Origin of the sequence: Parabacteroides sp. AM17-47, from assembly GCF_003434625.1 — a bacterium.
GTDB lineage: Bacteria > Bacteroidota > Bacteroidia > Bacteroidales > Tannerellaceae > Parabacteroides > Parabacteroides distasonis.
The window spans coordinates 1-16,234 of the sequence record NZ_QTLI01000009.1; the positions used below are offsets into that span (position 1 = coordinate 1).

Here is a 16,234-nt window from a genome sequence, read left to right on the forward strand (position 1 = left end):
ATCTCATCAGGCGACTCAGAATCGGAACCGCCCCCTTCCTCCACCGGCGTCCCGAGTATCGTCACCTTGAGCAACGAAGTTTTCTCGCCCAACAGCGAGTACCGTCGTGCCCCGTTCAGTATGGTATAGGAAGGCGAGAATCCCGGTACGATAGTCCGTATATGCGTAGCCTTGACCTCGGGGGCGGTCGCTACCCCCTTCTCCGTGACGAAGCGGTTATAGACGGTTCCGAACCCCAGCAGCTCCACCTTGTAGCCTTTCTGCAGGTTCTTGATGACATACCGCTGATAACGATCCAATACGTTCAATACGTCACCCTTCGTGAGCGACGACTCTTCGGCGATCTGATCGGCCGCGTCTTGCGTGGACAGGGTACCGAAATAATAGGGAACCGGCTTGTACACCTCCTGCTTGGGATCCGTCTTGGGGATAAAAAACTTTCGTGCTTGAAATGCTTGTGGCATGGTAATAGAAAATTAAAAGTTGATAATAGAAAATTAATTGTTTGTTGATCAACGTTACAAAGATAGGTTCCGCCGTAAGGGGCGGTGATGCCGGGTGATACCTTAGGGAATGAATAATGAATAATTAACAATGAATAATGGTAGCCAATGGCCGCCGGACTACGCTGCCCATCGTAAGCCCCTTTGGATAGGCATTGTAAGCCTCTTTGAATGGGCATTATAAGGAGCCTTGGATGGGCGTTCTAGTTGATAGTTGACAAGTGGCAGTTAATTCACCGCCGTGCGCAACTGTCACTTGTCACCTGTCAACTAATTTACGGTTCTCCGAGGTAGTGGATGATCAACCCCACCTGTCGTGGCGTGAATATACGTTGCTCGGGACGGTAGCCCGTCTCCCGCAGCTTGTCGTACAGCTCCGTGCATCGGATGATCCAGCGGCGTAGACGGTTACAGGCTTGATGGGAGGCCAGTTCCGGGAAATAGGATGCCGCCAATGCGGACTTTCTTAATGGTAAGGACATTTGATTTATTGTTTATGGATTATGAATCTGGGAAAATGAAACTTGCGAACTTGCAAACTTGCGGTCGGTTCCATACCTCACACACATACATGTACATTATAAAGGGGATTGGGGTGTCTGGCGTTGTTTGGCCGTGAATATATATTCACCCCGTGCGTTCTTTTGGATCACGCCCTTTTCCAGCATACGCCGTAAGTGAGAATCTAGGGTATCGGTACCCATGCCGATCCTCTTTGCCTCATGAAGCGCCTCTTGGCGGTTGAAGGCGAGGGGGAGGGCATCGAATAGCGCCTCTTGAGGAGTAGGTTCCCGTTGTTGCACGTCGGTAGCGGGCAGGATAGACAGGATATGGCAAGCGTGCCGGTAAAGAGGCTCGGTGAGGTTGAGCACGGCCTCGAAATCAGCCCCTGTCGCTGTCAGGTCCAGTTTCGGTACGATACCGTCTCGGACATTCTCTTCCGGTATGTCATCGGAAGGGGAGAGACCGGGGCATTTGAAAATGGAGAATTGAGAATTGAAAATTGTTTTGTGTGGCGGGAGGAGTTTTTCCGTGGCTCGTAGCAGGGCCACCACGCTTAGGATTCGGCAGATGTTGATGGCGATACGTGCCACGGTGCTTCTCATGGCTCCCCCATGCGTGAAACCCGCATGGCCGAAAAGTTGTGCGAAACGTTCGTTGAAACGGATTTTTTGCTCTTCGGACAGCTTGAGCTGAATGAGATTCACGGAAGCGCCGAGCCACTCGATGAACGTCTTCCACTGTTTGCCCCATCCGGTGAACCGGGAATCATAATCCTCATCGGACAGGTCGAACTGGTTTACCCATTCGGTGATGGAGGGCATATAGTAAAACATCTGGCGTGAGAACAATCCGTTCTCGGCCGAGGGAATGAGCGGTTTCACCTGTGCCGGTGTCCCGCTTAACAAGACACTGAGAAAAGATTTCATACATTCCAGATACTCATGATTCATACGCCGGTTAAAGGCTAGTCGGTCATGATCGTAGCATTTGCGCAAGGTATCGCTCCAATGGCCGTAATCCGTGCCGATGGCGGTGCTGACGGTATCCGCCTCGGTCTCGCAGATCAGCCCCACGCCGTCCGCCTCGATGAGGTTCTCCAATACGCCCGTTCCGGAGTTATCGCCGGCGATCAGGAACATCTTAGGCCTTGGCTCTTCCGGCTCAGGGGTTTTCGCCCGCTCCTTGCCTAGGGAACCCCAGCGTGCCTTCTCCAGCCGGTATTCCTTGCGTAGGGATTTGAATTCCTCCATCATTGCCTCGTGGATCGGTTCGGCTAGGTGGCGTACCCAAGTGAGCGCCCCCTTTCCCGAGGCGGGAGGCGCCACGATGAAGGTTTGCAGGCAGGGATAATGGTATTTACGTCCGTAGAGTATGCGCAAGTGCTTGTTGAGGGTAGCGCCTAGTACGGTGACGGCACCTAGCAGCAGGATATCCCGTTGCGCCGGGGAGTCACCGCAGTCGATGAGCTGGTTCAAGAAAGGGGGCCAATCATAGTTTCCGAAGACGGGCATATTAATGTACGCCTCATGTGCGCAGGTGTGTGTGAGAGGATGAGAGGGCTGCAAGTTTGCAAGTTCGCAAGTTTCGGGTTGTTTCCCGGCGTAGCTCCGGGCGGTACCGGCCAGTTGCTTGTCGAGTTTCACGCCGGCGGTCTCTGCCCAGTGATAGACAGACCCGATTCCGTTTCGCCCGTTACCCCCTTTGAGGGCGTGGTCGAAGAGTCTGTCCGCCTCGTCGGACACATACTTTTCCGAGATACGGCAGATGCGATGGAACAACGACCGTCCCGCCTCGCCGCAATCGTTGGCGATAGCGAAGGCCAGCGGCATATACTCTTGATAGGTGGGAGCGACGTTCGCCCCCTGTTTCTCGATAGCGGCCACGAGCCGCTCTAAATCTTGAATAGTGTTCATGGTAATATATAATTTTCAATTTTCATTTCTCAATTTTCAATTGCCACGATTTCTCAGCTTGGCTGAAGAGTCGTGGCAGAGGAAGCAAGCCCTTGACAGGTCGGCGTTTGAGGTATCGGCTTTCAGTCCGTATCTCCACTCAAGGTATTCCCAAGCCGATCGTCGTGCCTCGTCGAAGGCCCACTCGATCGTGGCGGTAACGGACAAACGATAAGGCACGAAGAGCTTTACGCCTGTGTTACTGGGGCTGATGAAGGCGAGGTCGGGGCGTAGCCGCTCGTCGGCGAACAGCGTGTCTCGCCACGTACAAGCCTCCTCGGGCGAGGCGAGATGATCGATATCGATAACCAGTTCACCCGAGGGAAAAAGCAACCGGTCCTCCTTTCGGTAGGAGAATACCCCGGCGGGCGTGACATAGGGCAGCAGGCTTTGCTTCAACTGCCTGAACCGTTTCTCGTCGTCCAGTGCGACACGTGTGCGGTCCGTCCGTTCCCGTAGCCATTCATTGGTGCTGACGTAGGCATGCAATTGGATGATACTGACCACTCCGTTTGGCACTTGATTGGTAATCGGAGCGTTGTAAAAAGACATGATGGATTCTTCCATTGTGTTTGTTTTTTAATAAGGTTTAAACAATGATGATCCAAGGCTTTCGCTTCGGATCGCAGGTAAAGATATAGCCTTTGAATTTGTGGGTGGCGCACTCATGGGTGTGCCAATTTAAGAGTATTATAACCTATTTTAATATTTCTTCAAGGTTTTAGCGTTTCACCATGGAGAGATTTCCCCCTTGAGACGTAATGATCGAACCGCAAAGCTCGGATCTGAACCCTTGGATTCGTGTGGCGTCCTTCGAGGTATACCTCATCTTGGATCGTTGGGGTCTGTCCTCCGTGCGAGACGCTTCCGTGTTCTTGGGTATCAGCCGCCACACACTGTCGAAGTTGAGTCCAAGCCATCCGGATGGCAGTCTGCGGCTGGAATCACTAGACCGTGTCTACGCCACCTTCCTCCACTTGGTGTCCTTCCATTTCCCGGAGAAGGAGCGTGAGCCCGAGCGAAATGAACTCCGATGTTCCCGCAGCCGGATACTGGAACAGAGTTATCCGCTATCGGGGAGGGTGCGGGAGAGGGTGGAGAAAGAGAGGGGGGATTTGTGATTGATGGTTGATGGTTTGCCGGAAATGTGTTATATTTGTAGTATAAAATCATAAATCTTCACGGCTATGGAGCAACGACGATTATATCCGATAGGTATCCAGACATTCTCGAAATTACGGGAGGGTAATTATGTGTACGTGGACAAGACCGAGTTAGTGTACCGTATGACGCATGGAGCGTCGAGTTATATCTTCTTGAGCCGTCCTCGTCGCTTCGGTAAGTCCTTGCTGACCTCCACGCTCCGCAGCTACTTTGAGGGCCGGAAGGAGCTGTTCGAGGGCTTGGCTATCGAGAAGTTGGAGAAGGAATGGAAGAGTTATCCGGTGCTTCATTTCGATATGAGCCTCGGCAAGCACTTGGATCGGGAGGGTTTGGAACATTATTTGGGGCGTCGTTTGTCAGAGTGGGAGTCCATTTATGGGCGTGATGAGAATGCGCTTATGGTGAACGACCGCTTGGAGAGCCTTATCAAACGTGCCTTCGAGCAGACCGGGCAAAAGGTGGTTGTTTTGATCGATGAGTACGACGCTCCTTTGCTGGATGTGGTGCATGAGGAGAAGAATCTGCCCGTGTTGCGCAACGTGATGCGCAACTTCTACAGCCCACTGAAGGCATGCGACCCTTACCTGCGTTTCGTCTTCCTGACCGGCATCACGAAATTCTCCCAGTTGAGTATCTTCAGCGAGCTGAATAATATCAAGAATATCAGTATGCTCCCCGAGTATGGATCGATCTGCGGTATCACGGAAGAGGAGATGCGAGAACAGATGGGTGAGGGCATCGGTCGTTTGGCCGGCAACCTCGGCGTTACTCCGGAAGAGGCCTTGGAAGTCTTGAAACAGAATTACGACGGTTATCATTTCACGTGGCCGTCGCCCGATATATACAATCCGTTCGGCCTGCTGAATGCGCTAGCCGATGGCCGGATCGACTCTTATTGGTTCGGTAGCGGAACGCCGACCTACTTGGTCGAGATGCTGCGTAAGTACCACGTGATCCCGCAAGAAATAGGTAATCGTAAATGTGTGGCGGCTGATTTTGACGCACCAACGGAACGGATGACGAGCATCACGCCATTACTTTATCAAAGCGGTTATATCACGATCAAGGGCTACTCGGCGTTTTCCGGTCTTTATAAGCTCGATATTCCGAATAAAGAGGTCCGGATCGGTTTGATGCGCAGCCTGTTGCCCAACTATGTGCAACGTCCTGCCGAGTTGAATACGATGGTGGCGGAAATGGCGGAGATGATCTACAACGGTGACATGGATGGTGCGTTGCGCTTGATGCGCACCTATCTCTCCACGATCCCCTATTGCGATAACACGCATTACGAAGGCCATTACCAGCAATTGCTCTATGTCATTTTCACGCTGATCGGTAATTATGTCGATGTGGAGGTCCGTACGCCGCAAGGCCGTGTGGACATGGTGCTCCGCACACCTTCCACGCTTTACGTGATCGAGCTGAAACTAGACAAAAGCGCCGAAGCTGCCATGGAGCAAATCGATTTGAAGGATTACCCCGAACGTTTCGCCCTCTGCGGCCTGCCGGTGGTGAAGGTGGGGATTAATTTCAGTACGGAGAAGAGGACGATCGAGGGGTGGAAGATCAATTGAAAACGCTAAAGGTGGATCACGTTATATGAAAGAGCCGCAGCTATAAAACGATAATAGGAATAACCGATAAAATTTGAATATCTAAATATAGGTAGGTTCCAAATGGAACTCACTCTTATATTTGTATACCTACAGATTCACTTTACAAATCATGTCTTTACGAGAGAAACTGAGTAGGAATAAGACCGTACTGGCTAATTTTTCCTACTTGAGCATATTGCAAGTTTTTACGATCTTATTCCCATTATTGACTTATCCTTATTTATTACGGATCATAGGTTTGGATTTGTATGGAGTGATCGTATTCGCTCAAACGATTATAGCTTATGTATCATTGGTTATAAACTTTGGATTCAATATGTCCGGAGCGAAGAATGTAGCGGTTTATAAAGGGAATAAGGAGAGGCTATCTCGGATTGTATCATCCACTTATTTGTGTAAGTTTATCCTTTGGTTGATTTGTTTGATCGTATATTTTTCGGTTATAAGTATAGTCCCGTTTTTTAAGGATCATTATTGGGTCTATGCCCTTACTTTTTTATTGACATTTAATGAGCTTTTGTTACCTATTTGGTTCTTCCAAGGAATTGAGAAGATGAAATATATTGCGATCGTAAACTTGTCGGCCCGTTTGCTGTTCGTGGTCGCTATATTCTTGTTTATCCATAATCAGGAGGATTATTTGTTGGTGCCGCTCTTGAATGGTATTGGCACTATATTGGCAGGTAGCCTATCTTTATATATCGTATTAGGAAAAGAGAAGATAAGGTTGTCAATAATATCAATAAGAGATTTGAAATTAGCTTATAAGGAGAGTCTTCCATTGTTTGTTTCGGGTTTATCTACTCAAATCTACGTGAATATAAACAAATTAGTGATAGGTTCTATTCTTGGTATGTCAGAAGTATCTATCTATGATATGGCTGATAAGGTGATACAATGTTTGAAGCTCCCTATTTCAATGATGGCACAAGCAGTTTTCCCAAGGATAGCTCGTGAACGTAATATTAGATTTGTTAATCGTGTGATGTTTTTGGTCGCAGGAGCTGCGCTTTTGGCATATATATGTGTGTGTCTTTGTAGTGATTGGATTGTGTATCTTTTTATCGGGCAATATATGGAGGAGACTTCTGTTATTATACGATTACTGGGTATTTCTGTGATCTTAGTTTCCTTCAATAGTTTTATGGGAGGAAATCGCCTCGTTCCGTTTGGATATTCGGCTATTTATATGCGTGTGATGGTGAATAATTGCTTATTTTTTATGACAGGAATCACTTTGCTTTTACTTACACAACACGTAAATCTTTATACGATGACGGTGATGGTCGTTTCGGTAGAGTTTTTTTGCTTTGTAACGCTGATTTATAGGAATTGGTGCTTAGAGCTGTTGGGATTCAAAAAGAGAATATAAATGCTACTGTTTTTTATTAATTTAATTTTTTAATGTAATGATAAATTACTCAATAATTATTCCACATAAAAATATTCCTAATTTACTTCAACGTTGCTTGGATTCGATTCCCAATAGAGAGGATGTACAGATTATTGTAGTAGATGATAATAGTGATCCTAATATTGTAGATTTTGATAAGTTTCCTGGTTTAAATAGATCTAATGTTGAAGTTATTTTTACAAAAGAAGGAAAAGGTGCAGGATATGCCCGAAATACAGGTATAAAATATGTAAAAGGTAAATGGTTGCTATTCTCTGATGCAGATGATTATTTTTCTGAAAATGTAAATAGATTATTTGATGATTATGAGAATTCTGTAATGGACGTAATTTACATTCCATATAAAACGATAGATTTAATAACAGGAGAAGATTTAGAAGATGGGTTGTGTGTTACTAATCTAGAAGAAGACCTTTATAAGAAAAGAAGTGATACTTTAAGATATAGGTGCTATTCGCCATGGGCAAAAATGGTAAAAGTTAGTATGATAGAAAGGTATAGTATTAGATTTGAGGAAGTTGTCGCTTCAAATGATGTTTGGTTTAGTGTTAATGTTGGCTATGTAGCAAAAGAAATTGATATCTGCAACTATATTGTATATATAAGAAATGTAAGATATGGATCTCTTCAGTATTCTCTAAATAAGGAATATCTTTTATCAAGAATAAAGGTTGGATATAAAGTGAATGATTTTCTTTATGATATAAATAAAATAGAATATTATAATTATACATTATGGTTTGTTTTAGCTCTTATAAAGATCGATCTATTGTTATTTTTTAAGCAAATGATTATTTATATATATAAAACACATATTAATGTTCAATTAAGAAGTATATATCGATTCTTTAAAGAAGTTGTTTATAGGATAATACAATAAATATTTGTATGTATAAAATTATCTAAATATGAAAATAGTAATTGTTGGATCGAAATCGTTTGATTCTTTGGAATATAACTTGAATGAAACATTCAATCAACAGGGGCATTCGTGTTCGATTGTGGATATTTACTCTTCTTCTGTTAGTACTAATAAGTGGTTACGTACATTTGATACATTAGCCAGAAGATACTCGGAAACTTATGATCGGAGTGTGTTTAATAGGGTACTTGATAGTGTTCTTCGTCGTGATCCGGATCTGGTGATAGGGGTTTATCGGTTTATCCATCCGGAATTAGTACGTATAATAAAGCTTAATAGAATCCATATTATCCATATAAATCCAGATCAACTAACAACTCTTGAACGTCTGCAATTATTTGTAGAACCTTATGACCTCTATTTTACTAAAGATCCTTATATGATGAGATTCATGCGGGATAACATGAAGTTGAATGTTAGGTTGTATAATGAGGCATTTAATACACGTATCCATAAACGGCCTAAGCGAGATAAATTGACATGCGAACAGGAAGAGAATATAGATGTACTGGCGTTTGGTAATATGTACCCATATCGGACAAGAATGCTTGCTCTTATGAAAAAACGAGGAATACACTTGTCTTTGTTTGGGAATAAGGGTCCCTATTTCTCTTCTGATTTAGATGATTGTTTCCAAGGAAAATATATAGTAGGAAAGGAAAAGGCCCGGATATTGTATGGGGCTAAGATTGTATTTAATAATTTGCATTACGCAGAGATCGAATCTGTGAATAATAAGTTCTTTGAGATTAATGGATCTGGTGCTTTCCAACTGTGTGATTATCGTCCAATATTGAAAGATCTTCTACCGATAGATCCGGAACTTGTATCATTTAGGACAATTGATGATGCGGTGGAGAAGATTAACTACTATCTAGATCATCCGCAAGAGAGATATGACTTGTCTAACTTAATATACAATCATTTTGTGGAACATTATAGTTATGATAGTTTGGTTGAATATGTATTGAATGAGGCAGCTAAAATTTGACAAGTATGGCTGTCTATATATTTATGGTACTGTTCCTTTATAGTTGCTCTTGGCTCGATTTTAAGGCAAATCGTAAGATTGGATATATTTTATTTACATTCATTTTTTTCCTGTTTGTATTACATGATGGCCTTCGGTGGGAGACGGGAACGGATTGGGGAAACTATTATCGGTTCTTTTTAAATTGCTTATGGGATGAATGGGAACAGTTCGAGCCGGGATATGTTTTGTTTAATCAGCTGATAAGGGGACTTACGATAGATTATAACGTATTCTTGCTTTGTGAAGCGGTGATCGTGTGGGGATTAATCTTTCCCACTATAAGGAAATATTCGCCAGATCCCTTACTTACTCTTTTTTGTCTTTATTGCACATTATTGCCCGTATTAGGGATGAATCGTCAATTGATCTCATTGGCTATCAGTATTTATAGTATTCGGTTTATATTGAACCGTCAATGGATTTTTTTTTATTTGTCTATATTATTGGCTTGCCCGTTTCATTTGTCTATATTGATATTTGCTGTCGCTTATTTTTTGAACAGCAAGTTGAAGACTAAATATTATGTTCTTTTACTGGTTGTTTGTATCGGACTATCTGTCTTTGATGTAATAGATAAATATTTTGGGGAGATAGTACCATATGTATCAGGGGATGATACACGATTGATGGGCTATACTGAAATAGAATCTACAGGCGTAAATGCTTCTTTTTTAGGAATAGCACGGAAATCACTTTGGTTGTTTCTTTCGTATCCTCTATTGAAGAAAGAACGAGAAGGGTTATTGTTGCTTTCCTTTAACCTTTACTTTTTATCTTTGCTTATTTATACAATATTCAATGGAACTGATTTTCAGATAATCGTGTCAAGAGGTACTAACTACTTCACAATATATGAGGTATTCATTGTCTCTTATGTGGTTTATGGTTATAAAGGTAAAGGTGTAAAAATAATAATGCTAATAATGATCTTTGTTTATTTTATTGGTATGCTTTATAAAGGTATTGATTATTACTCAGTCGGTCGCTATAATCCATTTATTCCCTATCAATTTTGTTTTTAATGAAAGATGTATTTTTTGTTTATAGAAAATCCGGTTTAAATTATAGTATAGAACATGTGTTCAATACTGTGGAAAGCGGATTGCGTAAGGAGAATGTCCTTGTTAAGAATATTTTCTTACCCTATGCGAGAGTTTGTGTTAGTAATTTATTGCGTAACATTCTTTATGTAAAAAGATTATGTAATAGCATTACTCATTTGACGGGAGATACGCATTATGCGATCCTTTTATGTAAGGGAAAGGTCGTATTAACCATTCATGATACGAGATTTCTTGATTTTGAACATGGGCTGAAAAAAATGATCTTTAAATGGCTTTGGTTTTATCTTCCCATGAGAAAGGCTTCGTACGTGACTTGCATATCAAATGAGGTGAGAGAGAAGCTTATTTCGTATTTTCCTCGTTTTAAAGATAAGATACATATCATATATAATCCATTAGATACAAATTATAACTATAAATTTAAACTATTTAATGAGGGTTGTCCGATTATTCTACATATAGGAACTGCTGAAAATAAAAATCTAGAACGATTGATACCTGCATTAAAAGGAATTAATTGTGAATTGCATATTGTGGGAAAATATAGAAAAGATATAGAGGATATGCTTCGTTTTTATTCTATTAGATATGTCTATAAGTGTGATTTGTCTAATCAAGAAATATTAGATGAATATATGAATTGTGACATAGTTTCTTTTCCTTCATTATATGAGGGCTTTGGAATGCCTATTATAGAAGGGCAAGCAGTCGGGAGAGTGGTGTTCACTTCTGATTTGGAACCTATGAAAGAAATAGCAGGTGATGCTGCTTTGTTGGTGGATCCATATAGTATAGAGAGTATAAGGAATGGAGTCATGAAACTTATTAAAAATCATCATTATCGTGATGATCTCATCAAGAGAGGACTTGAAAATATTGAGCGATTTAAATTACCTGTTATCGTGAAGTGCTATATGGATTTGTATACTAAACTAGAAAGAGAAAATTAAAAATGAGAATCCTTCATGTTATCCCTCAATTGTGGCGGGGAAATGGTGCCGCAAAGATCGTAAAAGATTTAGTAGATTATCAAATTACTCATGGTAACTTAGTGACGGTTGTTTCTTTGTCTATAATGTCTCCTTCTTACGAAAAGGATTTAAAGAAGTTGGGATGTGAGGTTATTTATTTAGAGAATAGAAGGTACTCTTTATATAATCCTAAATTCTTTTTTCAATTAAGAAAGATAATTAAAGAGTTTGATATTGTTCATGTGCATCTGTTTCCCGCTCTTTATTGGGTGGCATTAGCAAAGTATTTCTCTTCAGCTTCTTGTAAATTGGTATTGACAGAACATAGTACGTTTAACAATAGGCAGTCTTTTAAGATATTGAAGCCTATAGAGAGATTTATTTATTCTAAATATGATGCAATTGTTGCTATTTCAGAGGGAGTTTCTCTATTTTTTAAATCGTATCTAGGGAATAAGTATCAGTTTTTTGTGATTAACAATGGTGTTAATGTAAAAAATATTCGGCAATGTGAGATTATTGCCCGAGAACAATTGAATCTTTCCTCTCAAGCAAAATTGATAGTCCAAATAGGTCGGTTTTATCCACAAAAAGATCAAAAGACTCTTATAAAGGCTTTAGCTCTTTTACCAGATGATTTTTATGTTCTGTTTGTCGGAGATGGCCCCTTGTTAGATGAGTATCAAAAACTTGCTCAATATTACAATCTATCGAAACGAATTTTATTTTTGAGTGTAAGGGAGGATGCTATTTCTATCTTGAAGGCATCAGATATTGTTGTTATGTCATCCAATTTTGAAGGTTTTGGTTTAGCGGCAGTAGAAGGTATGGCTGCGGGAAAACCTGTTATCGCTTCGGATGTGGAAGGTCTGTCGAATATAGTAGAAGGTGCAGGACTTCTTTTTGAGCCTCATAATGAGAAAGATTTAGCGGCTAAAATAAGGCTGTTGATGGAAGATCAATTATTCTATAAAAGTGTTTCTGAAAAATGTAAACAACGGAGTGAAAAATGTGATGTATCCGTTATGGGGAATCGTTACAATCAATTGTATCAATCCTTGTGTAGATGAATATTAATTCGTAATGAATATGAACGTATATGTAAATGAACAATTTCCTTATCTTGATTTCATGGATATCCGTCCGGGAGATCGGGTGGTATTGAAGCCAAATTTGGTGAAAGAGGGAAAAGAAACGGATAAAAATGAATGGAAATGTGTTGTTACATCTCCGGAGTTGATTCGGTATGTAGCGAATTATGTATGTGAGAAATTAGGAGGAAAGGGAGAAGTCTATATTTGTGACGCTCCTCAAACCGATTCCTCTTTTGAGCAGATTGATAAAAAATTAGGCTTAACAAAAATAGCTTCGGATTGTACCTCTAAGTATGGAGTGCCGGTACGAATAATTGATTTGCGGAATGAAGAGTGGACAAGTGAGAAAGGGATTATCACGCATAAAAAGAAATTGGCCGGTGACCCAAATGGAACAGTTCTTTTTAATTTAGAAAAGAACAGTTTGTTTTATGGGCATAAGGGAGAAGGTAATTATTTTGGAGCAGACTCCAATTATGAGGAGTTGAATAAACATCATCAGGGAACAATACAAGAGTATTTACTTTGCGCTACTCCTATTATGGCAGATGTGGTGATTTCTTTGCCGAAGATGAAAACACATAAAAAAACAGGTGTTACTTTAAGCATTAAGAATTTTGTGGGGATAACGGCTGATAAGAATTATTTACCCCATCACACATGGGGATCTCCTAAACATGGAGGTGATGATTATCCTGATACATCATTTAAACGACAGTTCGAGACATGGGGATCCAAGTTCGTAAAAAGGATAATAATCAATATTCCATTTATAGGAATTAAGATGGCTCAAATACTTCGTGCAGAGGGGGAGAAGGTATTTGGCGCTACGCACAATACAATCCGGAGTGGGAACTGGTATGGGAATGATACCACTTGGCGAATGACGCTGGATTTGAATCGTTGTCTGATATATGGGAATCCGGATGGTACGTTTCGGAAAACAAAAAAACGTTATTATTCAGTTATAGATGGTGTTATTGCCATGGAAGGAGCTGGTCCGATGCAAGGAGATCCAAAGGAATGTGGTGTCTATATATCGGGAGAGGATCCCGCTAGTGTAGATACTGTGGCTACGACATTGATGGGTTTTGACTGGAGAAAATTACCTGTGGTATATGAGGCTTTCTCAAAGCATGAAATGCCTATATCTGAAATTGACCCACAAACTATAAATATAGTTAGTGATATTAAAGATTGGAGGGGTAGCTTGGATGAACTGAGAGAGAAGGAGCATTTTGATTTTGTTCCTTATTTTGGCTGGAAGGGGTATATCGAGTTACCTAATTATCAAAAGACAAATGACAAATGAACACTATATCTATTTACTCTTCCCTTCCTTATTGGCTTCAAAATATCGCAGTCTCTCTTCACGGCTACAAACTAAAGAGACAGCGTTTCAACGATGACTTTTATAAGATCTTGGATTTCTTGAACTCAACCCAGGGTTGGTCAAAAGAACAGATTCGTTCTTACAAAGAAGAACATATTTTTAAGATATTGGAACAGGCCTATAATCACTGTCCTTATTATCGAAAGAAATATGCTAATGCTGGTTTATCTCCTTCTGATTTTAAACAATTAGGAGACTTGCAAAAGTTCCCGATTCTGACGAAAGAGGAAATTCGAGAGAATTGGCTTGGCTTGGTTGCCAATAATATTCCTCAAAAAGATCTTATTCTATTTAATACTAGTGGCTCAACGGGAAAAGCGTTGGACTTCTATTGGACTAAATATAGTGCAGCCTATTATTGGGCGGTAGACCAAAGATATAAAAATAGATTTGGCTTTGATCTCGGAAAAGCTTGTATAAATTTCTCCGGTCGTCCTATTGTTCCTATTTCAACTTCGAGACCTCCCTTTTGGAGATATGATAGAGCCTTGAACCGTTATTTCATAAATATGCATCAGTTGAATGAACAGAAGATTCGGGATATCGTAAATTGGATTAATCTGAAACGTATAGAGATGTTCATAGGCTATCCATCTATTATGACCACATTTGCGAATGAGTTGATGAATGTGGGTATGGCTTTGGATTTTCCTCCTAAACACATATTCACGGGAGCGGAGAAATTGTATGAGAATCAGAAAAGTATTTTACAGACTGTTTTTAAAGATGTACAGATCCATGAGCTGTATAGTTTTTCTGAGCAAGCCGCTATCGCTACCCATTGTACCCACTCGGTTTATCACGAGGATTTCGAGATTGGTCATATGGAATTGGATCTGGCTGTTCCCGTAGAGAATGGGGTGCAGGGTGAGATTTTGGCTACCGGGTTCGCTAATCTTGGTATGCCTTTTATCCGTTATCAAAACGGGGATACGGCAGTGTTCTCCGACCGGGAATGTGGATGTGGATTACATAGCCAAATTATAGAAGATATTGTTGGTCGGAATGAAGACTATATAGTTACACCAGAGGGGCTTCATATTCAACGTTTGGACTATATATTCAAGGATACATCGGAGATAAAGGAGTGCCAAGTAGCTCAAAAAGTATCGGGGGAGATGATTTTACGTATTGTGAGAAGGAATTCCTATAGTGTGGCTACGGAGAAGAAATTGTTGGTAAATATATCTCAATGGATAAGCCCTACCATAAAGGTAAAATTTGAGTATGTGGATGAGATTCCCCGTACAAAAGCAGGGAAGTTTAAGGCAGTTGTCTCTGAATTGAAAAAATAATCATGTTGATTTATGAATAAACTAGAATCTACCATCTATAACCTCGTCCGTAAAAATCCAGCCTTAAAGCAGTTCGTGCGGAATATGTATCAAGGCATATTTGATTTGCTGCCAAGGAAGAAGGAGTATTTCGCCTCTCCCTATCAATACCGGGAAGGCTTCTTTTTTGGATTTCACGATGTCACGCCTTTTTCTTTTGATGAGACCAAGCTATTGGCGAATCAAAATAGGTTGGATTTACGTATGCCTTTACCGTCTGATGGACTGGATGTCGGATATTTTGATTTGGAACAAGGCCCTATAAAGGACTTTCATAGGGTGGATACCTCTTACGCATGGAATTATCATAAAGGATGCAGGCTGCAATGGTTGGATAAGAACCGGATGATTTATAATACGGCGATAGCGAATCGGCTTGTGTCTAAGATTCATGATTTATCGACAGGGGAATACCAAGTAATAGACTGCCCGATTGATGCGGTCTATCATGATGGACAAAGATCTTTGGCCTCTTCTTTTAGTTATGAGCGCTTGGAGCGTTGTATGCCCGGGTATGGTTATCCTTATCGGGATGGAGGGAAATTGGATGATCCGGCACCTAAAGATAGCGGTTTGTTCTTGGTGGATTTAAAGGAGAATACTTCAGAGTTGCTTATCTCTTTGTCTGAGTTGGCACAGATGGAAGATGAATCCTATAGGCAGGGGTATATGCATTTTGTAACCCATTCGGAGTTCTCGAAAGACGGTCGGTATCTTTCTTTCTTATACCGGAAAATACCAACCGATGGGGATTATATGAGGCGGCATACCAAGATCATGATTTATGATTTGCGTGATCGGCGACTTATTACCTTACCTACTCAAGAGTCCGGTTCTCATTATGTATGGAATAACAGGAATCAATTGATAGCGTCTTGCATTATAAATGGTAACAGTTGTCATGTATTGTATGACATGAAAGATGTAGATCATTATCAAATAATAGCAGGGGATGTGTTGAATTCGGATGGTCATCAGTCCTTTATCTCGGATACGTCTTTTGTGGCGGATACTTATCCGGATAAATATAGGATGGCAAAAATCTATAAGGCTGATATCAATACTCAAAGTGCGGATTTGTTGCTAAGTATCTATTCTCCCAAAGAGTTTCAAACGAAAGATTTTAAATGCCATATAGCTTGCGATTTACATCCCAGAGTATCCCCTTCTGGAAAGTACCTATGCTTTGATTCGCCTCGTACTGGAAAACGGGGGTTGTATATAATGCCATTGTCGGTACCGGCTATGTAGGCAAGGTGTCTTATAT

15 protein-coding genes are annotated in these 16,234 nt (G+C 41.3%); 11 read left to right on the plus strand and 4 right to left on the minus strand.

Features of this window, described 5'->3' with window-relative positions:
• The 4 genes from DW205_RS08545 to DW205_RS08560 form a co-directional block, all read right to left on the minus strand.
• Positions 1-464: HU family DNA-binding protein (locus DW205_RS08545; RefSeq protein WP_121963076.1), on the minus strand; the 464-nt coding region annotated here is incomplete at its 3' end.
• Positions 465-778: 314 nt separating this feature from the next.
• The gene (locus DW205_RS08550) at positions 779-985 is read right to left on the minus strand and encodes a DUF4248 domain-containing protein (RefSeq protein ID WP_005857347.1); all 207 of its coding nucleotides are present in this window, start codon (positions 983-985) and stop codon (positions 779-781) included.
• Between the two features lie 96 nt (positions 986-1,081).
• Complete coding sequence (locus tag DW205_RS08555; protein WP_005862743.1) at positions 1,082-2,920, minus strand: DUF3987 domain-containing protein; 1,839 nt, start codon at positions 2,918-2,920, stop codon at positions 1,082-1,084.
• A gap of 36 nt (positions 2,921-2,956) precedes the next feature.
• Complete coding sequence (locus tag DW205_RS08560; RefSeq protein WP_005862741.1) at positions 2,957-3,526, minus strand: BT4734/BF3469 family protein; 570 nt, start codon at positions 3,524-3,526, stop codon at positions 2,957-2,959.
• 194 nt (positions 3,527-3,720) lie between these two features.
• Here DW205_RS08560 and DW205_RS08565 point away from each other — a divergent pair, with 194 nt between their 5' ends.
• The 11 genes from DW205_RS08565 (at position 3,721) to DW205_RS08615 (ending at position 16,218) form a co-directional block, all read left to right on the plus strand.
• A complete protein-coding gene (locus DW205_RS08565; protein WP_005862739.1) occupies positions 3,721-4,080 on the plus strand; it encodes a hypothetical protein in 360 nt (119 codons plus the stop codon).
• 66 nt (positions 4,081-4,146) lie between these two features.
• On the plus strand, positions 4,147-5,700 hold the full coding sequence (locus DW205_RS08570; protein ID WP_005862737.1) for an ATP-binding protein: 1,554 nt from the start codon (positions 4,147-4,149) through the stop codon (positions 5,698-5,700).
• Between the two features lie 151 nt (positions 5,701-5,851).
• Positions 5,852-7,114 (plus strand): oligosaccharide flippase family protein, encoded by a 1,263-nt coding sequence (locus DW205_RS08575; protein ID WP_005862735.1) that lies wholly within the window; start codon positions 5,852-5,854, stop codon positions 7,112-7,114.
• 37 nt (positions 7,115-7,151) lie between these two features.
• Entirely contained in the window at positions 7,152-8,036 is an 885-nt protein-coding gene (locus tag DW205_RS08580) for a glycosyltransferase family 2 protein (protein ID WP_005857341.1), read from the plus strand.
• Positions 8,037-8,064: 28 nt separating this feature from the next.
• Positions 8,065-9,069: a glycosyltransferase gene (locus DW205_RS08585; RefSeq protein ID WP_005857340.1), complete on the plus strand. Its 1,005-nt coding sequence runs from the start codon at positions 8,065-8,067 to the stop codon at positions 9,067-9,069.
• A gap of 5 nt (positions 9,070-9,074) precedes the next feature.
• On the plus strand, positions 9,075-10,133 hold the full coding sequence (locus tag DW205_RS08590) for an EpsG family protein (protein ID WP_005862732.1): 1,059 nt from the start codon (positions 9,075-9,077) through the stop codon (positions 10,131-10,133).
• Entirely contained in the window at positions 10,133-11,125 is a 993-nt protein-coding gene (locus DW205_RS08595) for a glycosyltransferase family 1 protein (protein ID WP_005857338.1), read from the plus strand. The genes DW205_RS08590 and DW205_RS08595 overlap by 1 nt, the downstream gene beginning before the upstream one ends.
• 2 nt (positions 11,126-11,127) lie before the next feature.
• Complete coding sequence (locus DW205_RS08600; RefSeq protein ID WP_005862730.1) at positions 11,128-12,216, plus strand: glycosyltransferase; 1,089 nt, start codon at positions 11,128-11,130, stop codon at positions 12,214-12,216.
• Positions 12,217-12,235: 19 nt separating this feature from the next.
• A complete protein-coding gene (locus tag DW205_RS08605; protein ID WP_005857336.1) occupies positions 12,236-13,552 on the plus strand; it encodes a DUF362 domain-containing protein in 1,317 nt (438 codons plus the stop codon).
• A complete protein-coding gene (locus DW205_RS08610) occupies positions 13,549-14,928 on the plus strand; it encodes a phenylacetate--CoA ligase family protein (RefSeq protein WP_005862728.1) in 1,380 nt (459 codons plus the stop codon). The genes DW205_RS08605 and DW205_RS08610 overlap by 4 nt, the downstream gene beginning before the upstream one ends.
• A 12-nt stretch (positions 14,929-14,940) precedes the next feature.
• Entirely contained in the window at positions 14,941-16,218 is a 1,278-nt protein-coding gene (locus tag DW205_RS08615; RefSeq protein WP_005862725.1) for a hypothetical protein, read from the plus strand.
• Positions 16,219-16,234 lie beyond the last annotated feature (16 nt).

Coding starts and splice junctions, on each gene's coding strand:
- DW205_RS08550 (WP_005857347.1), bottom strand. CDS start 985: ATGTCCTTACCATTAAGAAAGTCCGCATTGGCGGCATCCTATTTCCCG.
- DW205_RS08555 (WP_005862743.1), bottom strand. CDS start 2,920: ATGAACACTATTCAAGATTTAGAGCGGCTCGTGGCCGCTATCGAGAAA.
- DW205_RS08560 (WP_005862741.1), bottom strand. CDS start 3,526: ATGGAAGAATCCATCATGTCTTTTTACAACGCTCCGATTACCAATCAA.
- DW205_RS08565 (WP_005862739.1), top strand. CDS start 3,721: ATGATCGAACCGCAAAGCTCGGATCTGAACCCTTGGATTCGTGTGGCG.
- DW205_RS08570 (WP_005862737.1), top strand. CDS start 4,147: ATGGAGCAACGACGATTATATCCGATAGGTATCCAGACATTCTCGAAA.
- DW205_RS08575 (WP_005862735.1), top strand. CDS start 5,852: ATGTCTTTACGAGAGAAACTGAGTAGGAATAAGACCGTACTGGCTAAT.
- DW205_RS08580 (WP_005857341.1), top strand. CDS start 7,152: ATGATAAATTACTCAATAATTATTCCACATAAAAATATTCCTAATTTA.
- DW205_RS08585 (WP_005857340.1), top strand. CDS start 8,065: ATGAAAATAGTAATTGTTGGATCGAAATCGTTTGATTCTTTGGAATAT.
- DW205_RS08590 (WP_005862732.1), top strand. CDS start 9,075: ATGGCTGTCTATATATTTATGGTACTGTTCCTTTATAGTTGCTCTTGG.
- DW205_RS08595 (WP_005857338.1), top strand. CDS start 10,133: ATGAAAGATGTATTTTTTGTTTATAGAAAATCCGGTTTAAATTATAGT.
- DW205_RS08600 (WP_005862730.1), top strand. CDS start 11,128: ATGAGAATCCTTCATGTTATCCCTCAATTGTGGCGGGGAAATGGTGCC.
- DW205_RS08605 (WP_005857336.1), top strand. CDS start 12,236: ATGAACGTATATGTAAATGAACAATTTCCTTATCTTGATTTCATGGAT.
- DW205_RS08610 (WP_005862728.1), top strand. CDS start 13,549: ATGAACACTATATCTATTTACTCTTCCCTTCCTTATTGGCTTCAAAAT.
- DW205_RS08615 (WP_005862725.1), top strand. CDS start 14,941: ATGAATAAACTAGAATCTACCATCTATAACCTCGTCCGTAAAAATCCA.